The 17,045-nt window shown below is 61.4% G+C and carries 12 protein-coding genes, 1 pseudogene and 2 riboswitches; of the genes and pseudogenes, 5 read left to right on the top strand and 8 right to left on the bottom strand.

Annotation, left to right across the window (positions count from 1 at the left end; all coding sequences use genetic code 11):
• Positions 1 to 58: 58 nt before the first annotated feature.
• Positions 59 to 511 (top strand): annotated as a pseudogene (locus LCH64_RS00890) (thioredoxin family protein).
• A gap of 167 nt (positions 512 to 678) precedes the next feature.
• Here LCH64_RS00890 and LCH64_RS00885 read toward each other — a convergent pair.
• The 6 genes from LCH64_RS00885 to cobW form a co-directional block, all read right to left on the bottom strand.
• On the bottom strand, positions 679 to 2,238 hold the full coding sequence (locus LCH64_RS00885; RefSeq protein WP_102355354.1) for a TerC family protein: 1,560 nt from the start codon (positions 2,236 to 2,238) through the stop codon (positions 679 to 681).
• Between the two features lie 413 nt (positions 2,239 to 2,651).
• Complete coding sequence (locus tag LCH64_RS00880; RefSeq protein WP_226499199.1) at positions 2,652 to 4,298, bottom strand: phospholipase D-like domain-containing protein; 1,647 nt, start codon at positions 4,296 to 4,298, stop codon at positions 2,652 to 2,654.
• Between the two features lie 172 nt (positions 4,299 to 4,470).
• Positions 4,471 to 5,145: a VWA domain-containing protein gene (locus tag LCH64_RS00875; protein ID WP_226499455.1), complete on the bottom strand. Its 675-nt coding sequence runs from the start codon at positions 5,143 to 5,145 to the stop codon at positions 4,471 to 4,473.
• Entirely contained in the window at positions 5,130 to 6,128 is a 999-nt protein-coding gene (locus LCH64_RS00870; RefSeq protein ID WP_226499198.1) for an AAA family ATPase, read from the bottom strand. The genes LCH64_RS00875 and LCH64_RS00870 overlap by 16 nt, the downstream gene beginning before the upstream one ends.
• Positions 6,129 to 6,271: 143 nt before the next feature.
• The gene (gene cobN, locus LCH64_RS00865; RefSeq protein WP_226499197.1) at positions 6,272 to 10,120 is read right to left on the bottom strand and encodes a cobaltochelatase subunit CobN; all 3,849 of its coding nucleotides are present in this window, start codon (positions 10,118 to 10,120) and stop codon (positions 6,272 to 6,274) included.
• 3 nt (positions 10,121 to 10,123) lie between these two features.
• Entirely contained in the window at positions 10,124 to 11,194 is a 1,071-nt protein-coding gene (cobW, locus tag LCH64_RS00860) for a cobalamin biosynthesis protein CobW (protein WP_275948722.1), read from the bottom strand.
• Positions 11,195 to 11,291: 97 nt separating this feature from the next.
• A riboswitch (cobalamin riboswitch) is annotated at positions 11,292 to 11,505 on the bottom strand.
• 1,077 nt (positions 11,506 to 12,582) lie between these two features.
• Positions 12,583 to 12,804: riboswitch (cobalamin riboswitch) on the top strand.
• A 121-nt stretch (positions 12,805 to 12,925) separates the two neighbouring features.
• Between cobW and LCH64_RS00855 the strand changes: the two genes are divergently transcribed.
• The 4 genes from LCH64_RS00855 (at position 12,926) to cobM (ending at position 15,071) form a co-directional block, all read left to right on the top strand.
• Positions 12,926 to 13,123, top strand: coding sequence for a CbtB domain-containing protein (locus LCH64_RS00855; RefSeq protein ID WP_003225486.1), 198 nt, complete (start codon positions 12,926 to 12,928; stop codon positions 13,121 to 13,123).
• Positions 13,124 to 13,134: 11 nt separating this feature from the next.
• Positions 13,135 to 13,833, top strand: a complete 699-nt coding sequence (locus LCH64_RS00850; RefSeq protein WP_003225489.1) for a CbtA family protein — start codon at positions 13,135 to 13,137, stop codon at positions 13,831 to 13,833.
• Positions 13,830 to 14,243, top strand: a complete 414-nt coding sequence (locus tag LCH64_RS00845; protein ID WP_003225490.1) for a cobalamin biosynthesis protein — start codon at positions 13,830 to 13,832, stop codon at positions 14,241 to 14,243. Before LCH64_RS00850 ends, LCH64_RS00845 begins: the two co-directional genes overlap by 4 nt.
• An 81-nt stretch (positions 14,244 to 14,324) precedes the next feature.
• Positions 14,325 to 15,071, top strand: a complete 747-nt coding sequence (gene cobM, locus LCH64_RS00840; protein ID WP_226499196.1) for a precorrin-4 C(11)-methyltransferase — start codon at positions 14,325 to 14,327, stop codon at positions 15,069 to 15,071.
• A gap of 188 nt (positions 15,072 to 15,259) precedes the next feature.
• On the opposite strand, the gene nfuA is transcribed toward cobM, so the two are convergent.
• Together nfuA and LCH64_RS00830 are read right to left on the bottom strand one after the other, a co-directional pair.
• On the bottom strand, positions 15,260 to 15,844 hold the full coding sequence (nfuA, locus tag LCH64_RS00835) for a Fe-S biogenesis protein NfuA (RefSeq protein ID WP_003225494.1): 585 nt from the start codon (positions 15,842 to 15,844) through the stop codon (positions 15,260 to 15,262).
• A 57-nt stretch (positions 15,845 to 15,901) separates the two neighbouring features.
• Positions 15,902 to 16,927 (bottom strand): acyltransferase, encoded by a 1,026-nt coding sequence (locus LCH64_RS00830; RefSeq protein WP_226499195.1) that lies wholly within the window; start codon positions 16,925 to 16,927, stop codon positions 15,902 to 15,904.
• Positions 16,928 to 17,045: the final 118 nt, after the last annotated feature.

Raw genomic sequence — 17,045 nt, 5'->3', positions numbered from 1 at the left:
GATGAGAGGGTCATCGCCAATGATGACTCGCTTTTTCAATCTCTTGATCGCGTCGTCGATGAAGCGAGAAAAGGAGCTAATCGTGAGCCTGAATGTACCCCTCTCCGCTTTGTCGCCTGTCTACCGCAAAGCCCTGAAAACCTGGCGTCCGGTGATCCTGTACTTCGCCAATGAACACTGTCCTGCCTGCGAATGGGCCGGGCCGGTGTTTCGTGAGGTGGCCGAGCCGTATCGGCTCCGGGCGAACATTTACATGCTCAATACCAGCTAGGCGCCGCGCCATCCACTGGTCACCGGCACGCCGACCGTGCTGTTCTACAAGAACGGCAGGTTGCTGAAGAAGCTCAAAGGGATTGGCACGGAGGAAATACTGGCGGCGGATTTTGCCCGGCATATTGGCAGGACCAGGGCACCGCTGGTGCAGCAGAAACCACGGCATGACCTGCCGTGGTTGCGCCGCACATTGAGCAGGCTCTGCACAATCACGCGTGCGCATCGGCGGGTGATTTGAGGCAGTGCATTTCCCGTAATCGTTGCGGTGTCTGACGCATCGCTTTCGCGGGCAAGCCCGCTCCCACAGGGGGTCAACGTTGTTCACACATTTCGTGTACGACGCGTGCACTGTGGGAGCGGGCTTGCCCGCGAAGGGGTCGGCACCGTCAGCGCAAGGCTGCTGCCTTACGCAGAATCGCGCACCAGCAACACCCGCGTCACCCGTCGTTCCTCAACGGCTTTGACGGTCATTTGCCAGCCTTCGTACTGCAGCCGGTCGCCCTTCATCGGCAAGCGATCCAGCAGGCTCATCACCAGTCCGGCCAAGGTCTGATAGTCCTCGGTCGGTTCGGCGCCGAACCCGGTGCGCTGGCGAACACGAGTCAGGTTCAACGCACCGTTGACGATGAACCCGCCCTGCTCTTCGATCACATCCGGACCTTCGATTTCGCTGGCATCGGGCAATTCGCCGGCAATCGATTCGAGGATATCGGTCATGGTCAACACGCCAACGAAGTCACCGAACTCGTTGACCACGAAGGCGATGTGGGTCGACGCCGCACGCATCTGCTCCAGCGCATTGAGGATCGAATAGCTGTCGAGCAGGTTGATGGTCTTGCGCGCCAAGTGCTCCAGGTTCGGCTCGGCACCGGCCAGGTACTCCTTGAGCAGTTCCTTTTTGTGCACGAAGCCCAAGGGCTCATCCACCGCGCCGTTGCGAATCAGCGGCAGACGTGAATACGACGAATGCATCAATTTCGTGCGAATCGTCTCGGCGTCGTCGGCCAGATCGATGGTGTCGACGTCGGCGCGCACGGTCATCAAGTTCCGAATCGGACGCTCGGCCAGTTGCAGCACGCCACTGATCATCACCCGCTCGCGGCGGTCGAACAGCTCCGCACTCGGTGCTTCGCCGTCATCCAGCAGGTCGGAGATTTCCTCGCCGACCTCCTCCACTTCCAGCTTGCGCCCGCCCAGCAGACGCATCACCGCATGGGCCGTACGCTCACGTATGGGGCGCAGGCCTTGCATCGAACGTTTGCGCCGGGCTCGGGCAATCTGGTTGAACACCTCGATCAGGATCGAGAAACCAATCGCCGCGTACAGATAGCCTTTCGGGATGTGGAAGCCCAGGCCTTCGGCCGTCAGGGCAAAACCGATCATCATCAGGAAGCCCAGACACAGCATGATCACCGTCGGGTGCGCGTTGACGAAGCGGGTCAACGGCTTGCTGGCGACGATCATCAGACCGATGGAAATGATCACCGCGATCATCATCACCGCCAGTTCATCCACCATGCCGACGGCGGTGATTACCGCGTCCAGCGAGAACACCGCGTCGAGCACCACGATCTGCGCCACGATCGGCCAGAACAGCGCGTAAGCGGCGTTGCTCGAGCGCTGGCCGACGTGGCCTTCGAGTCGTTCGTGCAGCTCCATCGTCGCCTTGAACAGCAGGAACACACCACCGAACAGCATGATCAGGTCACGGCCGGAGAAGCTCTTGTCGAATACCTCGAACAACGGCTGCGTGAGGGTGACCAGCCAGGAAATACTCGCCAACAGGCCCAGACGCATGATCAGCGCCAGCGACAGGCCGATGATCCGCGCGCGATCGCGCTGATGCGGCGGCAGTTTGTCCGCCAGGATTGCGATAAACACCAGGTTGTCGATACCCAGCACCAGTTCCAGCACGATCAAAGTCAACAAGCCTAACCAGGCCGTGGGATCCGCTAACCATTCCATAAAATGTCTTGATCTCTCTTCAGTGAATTCAGGCTGCCGGGCACGGCAAAGTGCAACGCGAAGGCTCTGATGCCGCGTTGTCAACGATAGTCGGGAGTCGGAAAACCGGATGCTGCGAGTGCGTCAAGACCGCGCCATGGCGCGAGGAGAAAGTACGACTGGGAGGCTCCGAGAGGGTGTTCATGCAAATCCTGAATGAAAAATGGCCTTGGAGCGTACAGGCTCAGGGCACATTTTCTACAGTGGCAAATCATTTCAAAATCTGTAAGAGCACAAGAAATGTGTTTTTCCTGTTGGCCCTTTCGCGAGCAAGCCCGCTCCCACAGGGGTTATTCGTCGGACGCAAGTTCTGAGTTCAAAGAGGGGCCAATGTGGGAGCGGGCTTGCTCGCGAAGGGGTCATCAAACGCCACATCATCGTCCGGCAAAACGCAACCGCGACAACTGCCGCAAATCCCCTTCAACGTAATAATCGTTGGTCCAGCTGTCATCCACCGCCAGCGGACTCACCTGCTTCAGTTCCAGCTTTTTCGCGAAATAACGAAAGCGGTAATGCTCATAAAACCGCAGCAACTCCAGGCCATAGCGATCAGCCAGATCGGTGTCGCCACGAATGATCAGGAAGTTCTCGTCATTGCCGTTACTGGCTGATGTACTGAGGTTGTGACTGCCGCTGATGATCGTCGGCGCATCGGTGGTGAAGTCGGTGACTACGGCTTTGGTGTGCACCAGCAGGTTGCCCTTCTGGCCTTTCATGCTTTCCTTGAGCCAGCCTTCCAGCCCGGTATTGAGTAATGCCGTGGCGGCGAATTCGGCGGTGCGGTCGGCATGAAACCCGGTGATGCTGCTCGCGGTGTTTTGCAGACCGTAACGCAGGATGTCGTCATGCGGTTTGCCGAGCAGCGCGTTGAGAATCATGTCCGGCAGGGCAAAAGCCGTGACGAACAACACGTCCTTTTTGGCCGCCTCGATGATCTCGACGAACTCACGCAAATCGCCACCACCGCTGCGTGGCGAAAACCCGGCAAACAGCGGCTGCGTTGGGTCCATCGGGTTATGTTGAGTAATCCAGGTACGCGTCGCGCCGACATCGGTGGGGTTGGCCCAGACTTCTTCGAAGGTTTGCAAATAACGCGTGGCAATCGTCACGTCGTCGAGCGTATGCACCACGTTGGCCTGGCGATACACGCCATTGGCAGTGAAATTGGTACTGCCGCACAGCACCGCCTGCGGTTGGCGCTGCCCGCTGCCATCGACACGGCTGAGGACAATGAATTTATCGTGGAAGATCTCGTGAGTGACGCGAGCGCGCTTGTTTGCCGCCGGCAACTTCGCCAGGTTCGCTTCGTTCAGGACGGTATCGGAATCATCAGGTCGAGCGTGGTACAGCACACGCACTAGAACCCCGCGGGCGAACGCCGCGTTCACCGCATCGACAATCGCCTGCAACTGATACTCGTAGATCGCGATATCGAGCGCCCAATCGGCGTCGACAGCGCGCTCGATGTACCCGAGCAAACGCTCCAGCAGGCCGTTCTCCAGCCACAGTCGTGCCGCATCGGGCCAGGCTTCGATGGGCAGGTTCTTGTTGGCGCTGATCTGCGCGTCGAGGTCGGGAAACTTGCGCTGGAAGGCCTGACTGGCGGCCACGGCGCGGTTGAAGATCACGCTTTGATTGGCCGGATGACCATCGTCACTGGTGATGCTCAGCTCCAGTGATTCGCCCAGTTGCGGTGCATCCGCCGTGCCGTAGGCCAGATGCACGCGATAGTGCATCGTGGTCCCCGGATTGACCGCGTAATCGGCCCAGCGGAATTTCTGCAACGGCGCCTTATCACTGGGCGTCGCGTGATATTGGGGAAAGGTGTGTGCCTTGCCGGGAAACGTCAGGCTGTTGAACAGGAACAACCACGGCCTGTCACCCTGCTGCTTCTCGATGGCGAAGCCGAGCAGGCCTTTGCGTCGGGGCTCGGCGAGGTCCATGGCGAGCAACACGCCGTTGGTGCCGGCGTAGGCTTTGACGCGAAAATCGTCCTGAGGATTGGCGACCAGTACCCGCATGATTCACTCCTTGTGATTGGGCTGGGGTGGAGCATAGAGCAGCGCTGCAAGTTTGGATGATATCCGTTTGAACCGAGGTGACCTCTTCGCGAGCAAGCCCGCTCCCACAGGTCAAGCAGCGTTCACATTCCTTGTGGGAGCGAGCCTGCTCGCGAAGAGGCCCGCTCAGGCATCACAGATCATCAATGTGCCGATAATCCGCATTCAGCGCCGCCGCTAATTCCCGCGCCCGTGCCAATCGGATGGGCCCGCGCTCAATGTCGATCAACAATCCCGGACACTCCAGCGCCGGCATCGACGGCAAGGCTTTCAAACGCCCATCCGTGACCACCAGCAAGCGCTGCTGCTCGGCCGGAAAACGCTTTTGCCGCTGCACCAGCCACTGCTGCGCCTGCGCCAACGCCGCCACCAATGGCGTGCCGCCCCCCGCGCCCAACGCCTCCAGCCAGGTGCGCAAGCCCCTCGACGCCTTCAAACCCTGAACCTGCCACTTCGGCGTGGTACCGCTGGCGGTCAACAGTGCCAGTCGTGCCCGTTGCCGATAAGCGTCATCGAACAATTGTGCGAGCAGGCCTTTGGCATCACTTAAAGCCTTATGCCGACGCGTCGAAGCCGACGCATCGACGATCACCAGCCACAACTCATGGGGAGAACGAGTGCGCAACTGGAACTGCAAGTCCTCACGGGTTTGCGGGCGGCCGTTGAGCAGCGTCCCCGGCCAGTTCACCAGGCCGCTGCGCGCTGCGTGGCGCTTGCCCTGGCGTCCGTGATCGAGGCGTCCGGCGCGGGGTCTGGCATTCGCCCCCGCGTCGGATCGGGGACGAATGCCGGTTACTTTTTTGGCCAGCTCGGCACTTCGCGGCGGGCACCCGTGGCCAGTGCCGGGGCGGGCATATCGCCCCACTGCCCCTGGCCCTCGCTTGGTTCGGCTTGGGTATTGGCTGAGTTCTGCGCGGGTGGCTGAGGGCTGGAAAAAGAGGATTCGCGACGGCGATGCCGCAGGGCGAATTCCGCCACGGCGTCGATGTCCTGCTCGGCAATCGCTGCAGCGCCGCGCCACGCCGCGTGAGCACGGGCGGCGCGCAGCCAGACCAGATCGGCACGCAAGCCATCGACGCCGGCCGCAAAGCAACGCTCAGTGATGCTCGCCAACGCATCGTCGTCCAGCGGAATGCTCGCCAAGGCGATGCGCGCCTGTTCGCAGCGTTCGCGCAGCGCTTGCTGCTGTGCTTCCCACTGCGCGCAGAACGCCTGTGGATCGCTGTCGAAATCCAGTCGGCGGCGGATAATCTGCCCGCGTTCGGTCGGCGCGGTGTGGCCGCTGAGGGCGACGTTCAGGCCGAAACGGTCAAGCAGCTGAGGCCGCAATTCGCCCTCTTCCGGGTTCATCGTGCCAATCAATACAAATCGCGCCGAATGCCGATGGGAGATGCCGTCACGTTCGATCAGGTTGGTGCCGCTGGCCGCCACATCAAGCAGCAGATCCACCAGATGATCGGGCAGCAGGTTCACTTCATCGACGTACAGCACACCGCCGTCAGCCTTGGCCAATACACCGGGAGAAAACTGCGCACGGCCTGCGCTCAGCGCCGCGTCGAGATCGAGGGTGCCGACCAGACGTTCTTCGGTGGCACCCAGCGGCAAGGTGACGAACTGCCCGCTCGCCAGCAGATCGGCGAGGCCACGGGCCAGGGTCGATTTGGCCATGCCGCGCGGGCCTTCGATCAGCACGCCACCGATTTTCGGGTCGATGGCGGTGAGGTACAGCGCGAGTTTCAGGTCATCGGCACCGACCACGGCGGAGAGCGGGAAATGCGGGGTGTCGGTCATCTTCAATACTCGGTCATGGTCGGAGTGAATGCATTTCAATGTAGGAGTGAGCCTGCTCGCGATAGCGGTGGGTCAGCGACAAATAGGTTTGCTGATACACCGCTATCGCGAGCAGGCTCACTCCCACAAGGTATCGTGGTGTGTCAGGTGTCTTCTTCTATATCCAGCAGCAGGTTTTCCAACGCGTCTTTATACGCGCCCGGTTCCTGCCACATCCCGCGCTGCTGCGCTTCCAGCATGCGCTCGGTCATGTCGCGCAGCGCATGCGGATTGTGTTCGCGAACAAAATCCCGGGTCGCCGGATCGAGCAAATAAGCGTCGGCCAGCAACGCGTACTGATGATCGTCAATCAGCTGCGTGGTGGCATCGAAGGCGAACAGGTTATCGACCGTCGCCGCCAACTCGAACGCGCCTTTATAACCGTGGCGTTTGACCCCGTCGATCCATTTTGGATTGGCCGCCCGCGAGCGGATCACCCGGTTCAGTTCTTCTTTCAGGGTGCGGATTTTCGGCAGATCCGGCTGGCTGTGATCGCCGTGATAACTGGCCGCTGCTTCCCCGCGCAGGGTTTCCACCGCCGCGAGCATGCCGCCCTGAAACTGGTAATAGTCGTTGGAGTCGAGCAGGTCATGCTCGCGATTGTCCTGGTTCTGCAACACCGCCTGCAGCTGGCTCAGGCGCTGGACGAACTGCTCGCGGGCGGCGGTGCCTTCGTCAGAACCGCCGTAAGCGTAGGCGCCCCAGTTCAGGTAGACCTCGGCCAGATCCTCGCGGGTCTGCCACAGGCGCCCGTCGATCGCGCCTTGCACACCGGCGCCGTAAGCCCCGGGCTTGGCGCCGAAGATCCGCCAGCCGGCCTGGCGCCGCGCCGCATCGGCATCCAGCCCGGATTGCAGCAGCGCTTCACGCTCGGCGCGCACTTTCGCCGCCAGCGGATTGAGGTCATCCGGTTCGTCCAGCGCCGCCACCGCTTGCACGGCCGCGTCGAACAGGCGAATCAGGTTGGCAAAGGCATCGCGGAAGAAGCCCGAGACCCGCAGTGTGACATCGACCCGTGGCCGGTCGAGCAGGCTCAGCGGCAGAATCTCGAAGTCATCGACGCGCTGACTGCCGGTGGCCCACACCGGACGCACGCCCATTAGCGCCATGGCCTGAGCGATGTCATCACCGCCAGTGCGCATGGTCGCGGTGCCCCACACCGACAGACCGAGCTGACGCAGGTGATCACCGTGATCCTGCAAGTGGCGCTCAAGAATCAACGTGGCGGACTGGAAACCGATGCGCCACGCGGTGGTGGTCGGCAGGTTGCGCACGTCCACCGAGTAGAAGTTGCGGCCAGTGGGCAACACGTCGAGACGACCACGGCTGGGTGCGCCGCTTGGGCCGGCGGGGACGAAGCGACCGCCGAGGGCGTCGAGCAGGCCGCGCATTTCTGCGGGACCGCAGGCGTCGAGGCGTGGGGCGACGACTTCGCGCAGATTTTCAATGATCGCGCTCACTTCAGCCCCCCTCGGTTCCTGTAGGAGTGAGCCTGCTCGCGATGGCGTCAGGTCAGGCAATTCAGTGTTGAATGACACACCGCTATCGCGAGCAGGCTCACTCCTACAAGGGGCGTGCACTGTTTCGGAGATCAGTTGGGTGGCGAACAGCTCGAGGCGTTCGCGGGTATCGCCGGCGCTGCGCCAGACTTCGTCGCTGACGTTTTGCAGCTCTATTGGACGCGGGCCGTTCCAGGGATCAGCGAGCGCACAATCCAGCGGATCAAAGCCCAATTCAAACGCCTTGGCCAACGCCCGCAGCAAACTCGACTGCGCGCCCTTGCCGTCGCCACGCGGAATGCGCAGCAAGGCCAGCAACGTATCGATGCGCAAACGTCCGGTCGGCGACTCACCGAAAATGTGCAGGCCATCGCGAATCTGCGACTCCTTCAGGTCACACAAATAAGTGTCCAGACGCGGCAGCCAGATCGCTGCATCGGCGTCGCTGTCCAGACCGGCGTCGAGTTGCAGTTCGCGGTCGATCTGCGTTTCGCGCACCAGTTGCAGAATGTCGCGCTGCAGCTCGCGGGCGCGACGCGGATCGAGCAGTTGCGCCTCGTAATATTCGTCGGCCAGCAGCTCCAGATTGCGCAACGGGCCGTAGGTTTCGGCGCGGGTCAGCGGCGGCATCAGGTGGTCGATGATCACCGCTTGCGTACGCCGTTTGGCCTGGGCGCCCTCGCCCGGATCGTTGACGATAAACGGATAGATATTCGGCAGCGGCCCGAGCAGCGCGTCCGGCCAGCAGTTCTCCGAAAGCCCCACGCCCTTGCCCGGCAGCCATTCGAGGTTGCCGTGCTTGCCGACGTGAATCACCGCGTGGGCACCGTAGGTGTTGCGCAGCCAGAAATAGAACGCCAGATAGCCGTGCGGTGGCACCAGATCCGGGTCGTGATACACCGCGCTCGGATCGACCTGATAACCGCGCGCCGGTTGAATGCCGACGAAGGTCAGGCCAAAACGCAGACCGGCGATCATCATCCGTCCGTCGCGACACATCGGGTCGTTTTGCGGCGCGCCCCAGCGTTCCAGCACTGCCGCGCGATTGGCTTCCGGCAGCACGTTGAACATCGCCAGATAGGCGTCCATCGCCAGGCTTTGCTGGCACGGACGCAGGTCGATGCTGTCGAGATCGTTGCTGACGCCGCCGAGCAATTGCTGGATCAGTTCGGTGCCGCTATCCGGCAACTCCGCCGTCAACGGGAAGCCTTCCGCCTGCAACGCGCGCAGGATATTCAATGCCGCCGCCGGCGTGTCCAGACCGACTCCATTGCCGATCCGACCATCGCGGGTCGGGTAGTTGGCGAGGATCAGCGCGATGCGTTTTTCCGCGTTCGGCAGCCGCGCCAGATCGCTCCAGCGCCGGGCCAGTTCGGCGACGAAATCCATACGTTCGGGTTGCGCCCGGTAGCAGACCACGTCGGACTGGCTGCGCTCACTGCGCCAGGCCAGATCCTTGAAGCTGATCGGCCGGCTGATGATGCGTCCATCAAGTTCCGGCAAGGCGATGTGCATCGCCAGATCCCGTGGCCCGAGGCCCTGCTCGCTGTCGCGCCAGCCCGGTTCGTTGTCCTGAGCGCAGATCGCCTGAATCACCGGAATATTGCGCCGGAACGGCCGCAGATGCGGGGCTTCCGGGCTGGATTGCGCGAAGCCGGTGGTGTTGAGAATCACCGCCGCCTCGACCTCATCCAGCCAGTCCTCGACCACCGACAGGCAGCCGGGCTCTTTCAGGCTGGCGACGGCGATCGGCAACGGATTAAGCCCCGCCGCCTGCAAGCGCTGGCAGAACAGATCGATGAACGCGGTGTTAGCCGCTTGCAAATGCGAGCGATAAAACAACACCGCCGTCACCGGGCGATCCGGCTGCCAATCGGCTCGCCAGTCGCTCAGTGCGGCGGTGTTGTTCTGTGGGTGGTAAATCGCCGTACGCGGCAGCGCTTGCGGCTCGCCCCAGGCGTAATCCCGCGCCAGCCAGCGGTTGGCCAGACAACGAAAGAAATCCAGCGCATTGCCCATGCCGCCCTGGCGCAGGAACTGCCAGAGGCGGTCGCGATCTTCGGCGGGCACGGTGCTCAGGTCGCTGAGTTCCGGGTCGGGACGATCATCACCGGGCACCAGAATCACCTGCACGCCGCGCTCGGACAACTCCACCAGACGCTCGACACCGTAACGCCAATAGGCGATGCCGCCGTGCAGCGAAATCAGAATGACCTTGGCGTGACGCAACACCTCATCGACATACAGATCGACCGAGGCGTGATTCTGCACCTGCATCGGATTGGCCAGGCGCAGGCTCGGGTAATCCTCAGGCAGTTGCTGCGCCGCTTCGGCGAGCAGCGCCAGACTGGAATCGCCGCTGCACAGGATCACCAGCTCGGCGGGGGTTTGTCCAAGGTCGGCAATGTTGTCATCCGACACGAAACCGCCGGGCTGGGTCCTGAGCAGGTGCATGGCTTAAACGCTGAGCGCGGCGCGCAGTTGCGCTTCGAGTTGCGCAGCGTCGAGTTCCTGACCGATCAGCACCAGACGGGTGACGCGCGCTTCGTCAGCGCCCCACTGCCGGTCGAAGTGCTTGTCGAAACGCGTGCCCACGCCCTGAATCAACAGGCGCATCGGCTTGTTCGGAATCGCCGCGAAGCCCTTCACACGCAGGATGCCGTGCTTGACCACCAGTTGCGTCAGCGCGTCGAGCAGCAGGCTTTCGTCGGCTTGCGGCAGTTCGATCGAGATCGAATCGAAGGCGTCGTGATCGTGGTCATCGTGATCGTCATCACCGTCGTGGTGGTGGTCGTGATGACTGTGGCGGCTGTCGATGTGTTCTTCAGAGCCGGCGCCGAGGCCGATCAGCACATCCAGCGGCAGGCGACCGTTGCTGGCTTCGATGATTTTTACTGCTGGTGGCAGTTCTTCGGCGACTTCGAGGCGTACACGAGCGAGGTCTTCCGGGCTGGTCTGGTCGGCCTTGTTGAGGATCACCAGGTCGGCGCTGGCCAGTTGGTCGGCGAACAACTCATGAAGTGGCGATTCGTGATCGAGGTTCGGATCGAGTTTGCGCTGGGCATCGACCTGATCCGGGAACGCGGCAAACGTGCCAGCGGCCACGGCCGGGCTGTCGACCACGGTGATCACCGCATCCACGGTGCAGGCACTGCGGATTTCCGGCCACTGGAAGGCCTGCACCAGTGGTTTTGGCAGGGCCAGACCGGACGTTTCGATCAGAATGTGGTCGAGATCGCCGCGACGGGCGACCAGTTCGCGCATCACTGGGAAGAACTCTTCCTGCACCGTGCAGCACAGGCAGCCGTTGGCCAGTTCATAGACGCGGCCGGTGGCTTCTTCTTCGGTGCAGCCGATGCTGCATTGCTTGAGGATTTCACCGTCGATGCCCAGTTCGCCGAACTCGTTGACGATCACCGCGATGCGACGGCCCTGAGCGTTGTCGAGCATGTGTCGCAGCAAGGTAGTTTTGCCCGAGCCGAGAAAACCGGTGACGATGGTGACGGGGAGTTTGGCCAGTGTTTTCATCGGATGCCCTTTGGCAAGGTGGCGGGCATACGGGACGAGATCCGCTGCGAACGTGCGCGCGGAAGAATTCGCCACCGGATCACCCCGCCCGGTTGTAGTGAGAAATCTGTCACGAGGCAGGTCTCCTGGCTGACGGTGTTCAGGCCTTGGGCCCGGCATTCGCTGCGCCTTCCCGCGGGCTCTGTGGATTGAGCTGGCAGTGGCGTGGCAACGAACTTCACCGTTCACAGTTGCGGGGGCAGCCGCGGCTTTGACCGCGTTCCCTTCTTAGCTTCGGCGTGGGCCGAAGAACCTCGAAAGCGCAAGGCTACGCATGGCTTGAGGATGGGTCAATGTTTGGATTGGGGGCATATCCGTTGCTGCGGGGGTTGCTGATTACGGTTTCGCCGTTGCGGCGGGTCACTTTTGCCAGACTTCGGGTTAAGGGGTTTGGTTTTTTTGGATTGGGGGCATATCCGTTTCTTCGGGTGTTGCCTCTGGCGGTTTCGCTCTTACAGCGAGTCACCTTTTCCAAACGCCGAAAAGGTAACCCAAAAGGCTTTGCCCCGGCGTACGGCACTTCGCTTAGGCTCAGTGTTCCCTCGCTACGGTGTCCATCCGGGGGCATCGCCTCCGGTTTGCTTCGCTGCACCTCCTCTCGATGTATGCGGCTTCGCCGCATGGCGCTGCGCGCCTACCCCCTGATGGACGCCTACGCTCGGCCTGCCGAAGGGGCTGAAGATCAAAAGCCACATCAAAAGCCAGAGCCAAAGCCAAAGCCAAAGCCAAAGCCAAAGCCAAAGCCAAAGCCAAAGCCAAAGCCAAAGCCAAAGCCAAAGCCAAAGCCAAAGCCAAAGCCAAAGCAGATCAAAAGATCACAGCCTTCGGCAGTTCCTACATGGGATTGGGTGTATTCAGTTGGAGATTGGTCGGCTGGCAGGCCGCCTTCGCGAGCAAGCCCGCTCCCACAGTTGAGCCGGGTGCATCCGCAAGAAATTGGTCGGCTGTCAGGCTGGCTCCTACAGTTCAGATTGCGTGCAGCCCCATGCGGCGAAGCCGCCCCACTCAACACAATGAGCGTTAGCTCGAGTAAAGCTTTTGATCTGAGGGCCCGTCGGCAGGCTGAGTGGAGGGATTTATCCGGGGGTGGGAGCGTAGCGACCGTTTGGCGCAGCCAAACACAGCGAGAGGAGGTGCAGCGAAGCAAACCGTAGGCGCTGCCCCCCGGATGAATCCCGGAGCGAAGGAACCCGAGCCTGGGCGAGGGCCGAACGTCAGGGCATAGACCTTTTGGTTACTTTTGGGGCGTTTGCCAAAAGTGACCCGCCGTAAGGGCGGAACCTTAGGAGGCCGTTACCGCAGCAACGGATCCACCCACAAAATTGACTACATTCCCCAACCCATGCTCTCCTACACAACTTGTTACGGGTGCCCTTCACAGGGTGAAACGGGAAACCGGTGAATCATGTGCTTTACTCAAAGCCATGTCAGTCCGGTGCTGCCCCCGCAACGGTAAGCGAGCGAAGCGTCGAATCCACTGTGCCGTACGGCATGGGAAGGTGATGCTTGCAGGTCGGCCTGACGCCAACCCCTCGTGAGCCCGGAGACCGGCCCGCAACACACAGTGCGCATTTTGCGTCGCTGAACATAACAAACCCGCGGTGGGCGGGCGCTGTTCGAACCTCTGCGTGCCCGACTCGCAGGGGTTTTCATGCGCTCTATCAACCCGCTGACACTCCAGAGGGAAGCGCCATGTCGATCATCAGCAGCACCGGCAGCAACACCGACAAAATCTCCAGCACCGCCACGTTGAGCCAACGCCTGACCGCCGCGATCTTCGCGTCGATCCTGGGTGCCAGCCTCGTGTACTTCGCCGGCTTCTCGCACATCGAAGCGGTGCACAACGCCGCTCACGATACCCGCCACAGCGCTGCGTTCCCGTGCCACTGAGACCTGCCGACATGATCAAGCGTATTGCGCAAACCGCAGGCTTCACCGGTCTGCTGGCCGCCCTGCTGCTGACCCTGCTGCAAAGCTTCTGGGTCTCGCCACTGATTCTGCAGGCCGAAACCTTCGAGAAATCCGAACCGGTGGCCGTTCACGAACACGCCGCCGGCACAGCCGCACACACTCACGACGCCGAAGCCTGGGAGCCGGAAAACGGCTGGCAGCGCGTGGTCTCGACCACCGGCGGTAATCTGGTGGTGGCGGTCGGTTTCGCCCTGATGCTCGCGGGTCTATACACCCTGCGCGCGCCGACCAAAACCTCGCAGGGCCTGCTCTGGGGCCTCGCCGGTTACGCGACCTTCGTCCTCGCGCCGACTCTGGGCCTGCCGCCTGAACTGCCGGGCACCGCTGCGGCCGATCTGGCTTCGCGGCAGACATGGTGGATTGGCACCGCCGCCTCCACCGCTGTCGGCCTGGCCCTGATCGTGTTCAGCCGTCACTGGTTGATGAAGCTGCTGGGCGTGGCGATTCTTGCCGTGCCGCACGTGATTGGCGCACCGCAACCGGAAGTGCACTCGATGCTCGCCCCGGAAGCACTGGAAGCCCAGTTCAAAATCGCTTCGCAGTTGACCAACGTGGCGTTCTGGCTGGCCCTGGGCTTGATCAGCGCCTGGTTGTTCCGCCGCAAAAGCGCTGGTCAATACCACGCATGACCGATGACCGCGCAGCGCCGACTTTCGTGGTCGGCCTGGGCTGCCAGCGCGGCTGCCCGGCCAGTACGCTGCGCGCGTTACTCGATCAGGCATTACAGGCGCATCGCATCGAACTCGAAGCGGTCAAGGCGTTGGCCAGCATCGATTTGAAGCGCGATGAGCCCGGTTTGCAGGAGCTGGCCGCGCAACTGGCCTTGCCGCTGTTGTATTTCAGCAGCGACGAATTGGCCAGTTACCAGCAGCGGCTAAGCCATCATTCACAGATCGCCTACGAGCGCACCGGTTGCTATGGCGTCGCGGAAAGTGCCGCGCTGGCCCTCGCCGAGCAGTTGATCCAGGCTCCGGCAAAACTGCTGATTTCCCGGCAGAAATACGCTCAGGCGACACTGGCATTGGCCGGCGCTGCGTAAAATCCCGATAATCCCCCTGTTTGATCATGAGCAATCTTCATCTGAAGCGTTGCCCTGCCCCGTTTTTCACAGGATTTCTTCATGACCGTCTACTTCATCGGCGCCGGCCCCGGCGACCCGGAATTGATCACTGTCAAAGGCCAGCGGCTGATCCGCAGTTGCCCGGTGATCATCTACGCAGGCTCGCTGGTTCCGGCCGCCGTGCTGGAGGGGCATCAGGCCGAAACCGTGGTCAACAGCGCCGAATTGCATCTGGAGCAGATCATTGATTTGATCAAAACTGCCCATGCCAAGGGCCAGGATGTGGCGCGGGTGCATTCGGGTGATCCAAGCCTGTATGGCGCGATTGGCGAGCAGATTCGTTATCTGCGCGAATTGCAGATTCCGTTCGAGATCATTCCCGGCGTGACGGCTACGGCTGCTTGCGCAGCGTTGCTGGGCGCGGAACTGACGCTGCCGGACGTTTCGCAGAGCGTGATTCTGACTCGTTACGCCGATAAGACTGCGATGCCGGCAGGTGAGGAACTGAGCAGTCTGGCGCAGCATGGCGCGACCATGGCGATTCACCTGGGGGTCAATCATCTGCAGAAGATCATTGGCGAACTGCTGCCGCATTACGGCGCGGATTGCCCGATTGCAGTGATTCACCGGGCGACATGGCCGGATCAGGATTGGGTGGTGGGGACACTGGAGGATATTGCCGCGAAGGTGGAGACCAAGGGGTTTCGGCGGACGGCGTTGATTCTGGTTGGACGGGTGTTGGGGAGTGAGGTATTTAGCGAGTCATCGCTGTATCGTGCGGGGCATGCACACCTGTACAGGCCCTGAAAGCAATTGTGGCGAGGGAGCTTGCTCCCGCCGGATCGCGGAGCGATCCCCAAACTAGACAACCCATTCATCACGGGTAAATGCATTGTCCGATTTGTGACTGCTTCGCAGTCAAGCGGGACGGTGCGGCGATCCGACAAGCTCCCTCGCCACAGCGCCGTTTTTCATGTTCGCAGTGAACACCTTACTCAGTAGTAGGCGTTTTCTTTCTGCGTGTGGTCGGTCACGTCGCGAACACCTTTGAGCTCTGGGATACGCTCAAGCAAGGTGCGTTCGATGCCTTCCTTCAGGGTCACGTCGGCCTGGCCGCAGCCTTGGCAGCCGCCGCCGAACTGCAGCACGGCGATGCCGTCCTCAACCACATCGATCAGGCTGACCTGACCGCCGTGGCTGGCCAGCCCCGGGTTGATTTCGGTTTGCAGGTAGTAGTTGATGCGCTCGTTGACCGGGCTGTCGGCGTTGACCATCGGTACTTTGGCGTTTGGCGCCTTGATGGTCAGCTGGCCGCCCATGCGGTCGGTGGCGTAGTCGACGACGGCATCGTCGAGGAACGCTTCGCTGAACGAGTCGATGTAAGCGGTGAAGCTTTTCAGCCCCAGCGCGGTATCTTCAGGTTTTTCTTCGCCCGGCTTGCAGTAGGCAATGCAGGTTTCGGCGTACTGGGTGCCAGGCTGGGTGATGAAGACGCGGATGCCGATGCCCGGGGTGTTCTGCTTGGAGAGCAGATCGGCCAGGTAATCGTGGGCGGCGTCGGTAATGGTAATAGCGGTCATGGAAACTCCTCGCAGGCTTGGGCGCAGTTTACGCCAATCATCGCGCGGCACAAAGTCCTAGTATTTTTGTCGGGAAAGCTCGGCAGCTGATTGACCGACAGGTTCGCGATCAATCCGCGCTTTAAGCCACTGATAGCTGCGTTTTTCCACCCATTCGTAACTCAACCACGAGCCCACACCGATGGCCAGAGCACAGATAACGAACATCAGATACGGGTTGATCCCGTAGCGCCGCGCAAGAAAACCACCCGCCGACAGCACCAGTACATGCATCAGATACACCGAATAGGAACAGTCACCGAGCCATTTCATCACCCGGCTGCGCTCGACGTTGCGTTCCAGTGCGATACAGGACATCACCAGCACCGCGCTCGGCACGCCCCAATTCAACAACCTTGGCGCCGGCGCCAGGTGATAGATCGCCCACGACGCAGCGCCAATCGCCACCAGCGGCAACCACAGGCCCGCGCCGATCCAGCCCCGGCGATACAGCACGCCAATGCCGATCCCCAGCAAAAACTCGTAAACGATGTCCGAACGGTAGAACTCATTGAGCCAGCCGAACGCCTGGCACGCCGAAAACAGCAACGCGGCGACCACCAGCAAGCGCAGCTGCCAGCGGAACACCAGCGCGCATGCAAACAACACATAAAAGAACATTTCGTAGTTGAGCGTCCAGCCGACATTCAGCGTCGGATAAATCCCGTAGCCGCCGGGGTTTTGCGCAGGGATGAATAACAACGACGCGAGGAAATGCGCCCAATCCACCGTCTGATCCGGCAACATCGGCCGGGCGAACACCACCAGCAACGCCATCAGCAGCGTGTACAGCCAATACGCCGGGACAATGCGAAACAACCGATAGAGCAGAAACCGCGCCGGGGGCAACGCTTTGCTTTCGGTAGAAAGGAAGATCACCAGCCCGCTGATGACGAAGAAGATATCGACGCCGACTGCGCCTTTGTCGATGAAGAACTGCCCGACCGGGCCGCGCGCCTTGAAATCGAAGAAAATCTGCATGAAGTGGTGGCAGACCACGGTCCACGCGGCAAGCGCCCGCAGGGCCTGCACTGAAATCAACATGATCGGCTCCTGTCCACAACTCTCAAAACCACCGCCGACTCCTTGTAGGAGTGAGCCTGCTCGCGATGGCGTCAGTCCATTCAGAATGGTTGTCGCCTGACATGCCGCCATCGCGAGC

The organism is Pseudomonas sp. MWU16-30322 (genome assembly GCF_020515535.1).
Lineage (GTDB): Bacteria > Pseudomonadota > Gammaproteobacteria > Pseudomonadales > Pseudomonadaceae > Aquipseudomonas > Aquipseudomonas fluorescens_H.
This window is presented reverse-complemented; position numbering and strand designations above follow the sequence as displayed.

Bases quoted from the DNA above. Each gene is read 5' to 3' on its own strand.
- LCH64_RS00870 (WP_226499198.1), bottom strand. From the start codon at position 6,128: ATGACCGACACCCCGCATTTCCCGCTCTCCGCCGTGGTCGGTGCCGAT.
- LCH64_RS00880 (WP_226499199.1), bottom strand. From the start codon at position 4,298: ATGCGGGTACTGGTCGCCAATCCTCAGGACGATTTTCGCGTCAAAGCC.
- nfuA (WP_003225494.1), bottom strand. From the start codon at position 15,844: ATGACCGCTATTACCATTACCGACGCCGCCCACGATTACCTGGCCGAT.
- LCH64_RS00830 (WP_226499195.1), bottom strand. From the start codon at position 16,927: ATGTTGATTTCAGTGCAGGCCCTGCGGGCGCTTGCCGCGTGGACCGTG.
- LCH64_RS00855 (WP_003225486.1), top strand. From the start codon at position 12,926: ATGTCGATCATCAGCAGCACCGGCAGCAACACCGACAAAATCTCCAGC.
- cobW (WP_275948722.1), bottom strand. From the start codon at position 11,194: ATGAAAACACTGGCCAAACTCCCCGTCACCATCGTCACCGGTTTTCTC.
- LCH64_RS00850 (WP_003225489.1), top strand. From the start codon at position 13,135: ATGATCAAGCGTATTGCGCAAACCGCAGGCTTCACCGGTCTGCTGGCC.
- cobM (WP_226499196.1), top strand. From the start codon at position 14,325: ATGACCGTCTACTTCATCGGCGCCGGCCCCGGCGACCCGGAATTGATC.
- LCH64_RS00885 (WP_102355354.1), bottom strand. From the start codon at position 2,238: ATGGAATGGTTAGCGGATCCCACGGCCTGGTTAGGCTTGTTGACTTTG.
- LCH64_RS00845 (WP_003225490.1), top strand. From the start codon at position 13,830: ATGACCGATGACCGCGCAGCGCCGACTTTCGTGGTCGGCCTGGGCTGC.
- cobN (WP_226499197.1), bottom strand. From the start codon at position 10,120: ATGCACCTGCTCAGGACCCAGCCCGGCGGTTTCGTGTCGGATGACAAC.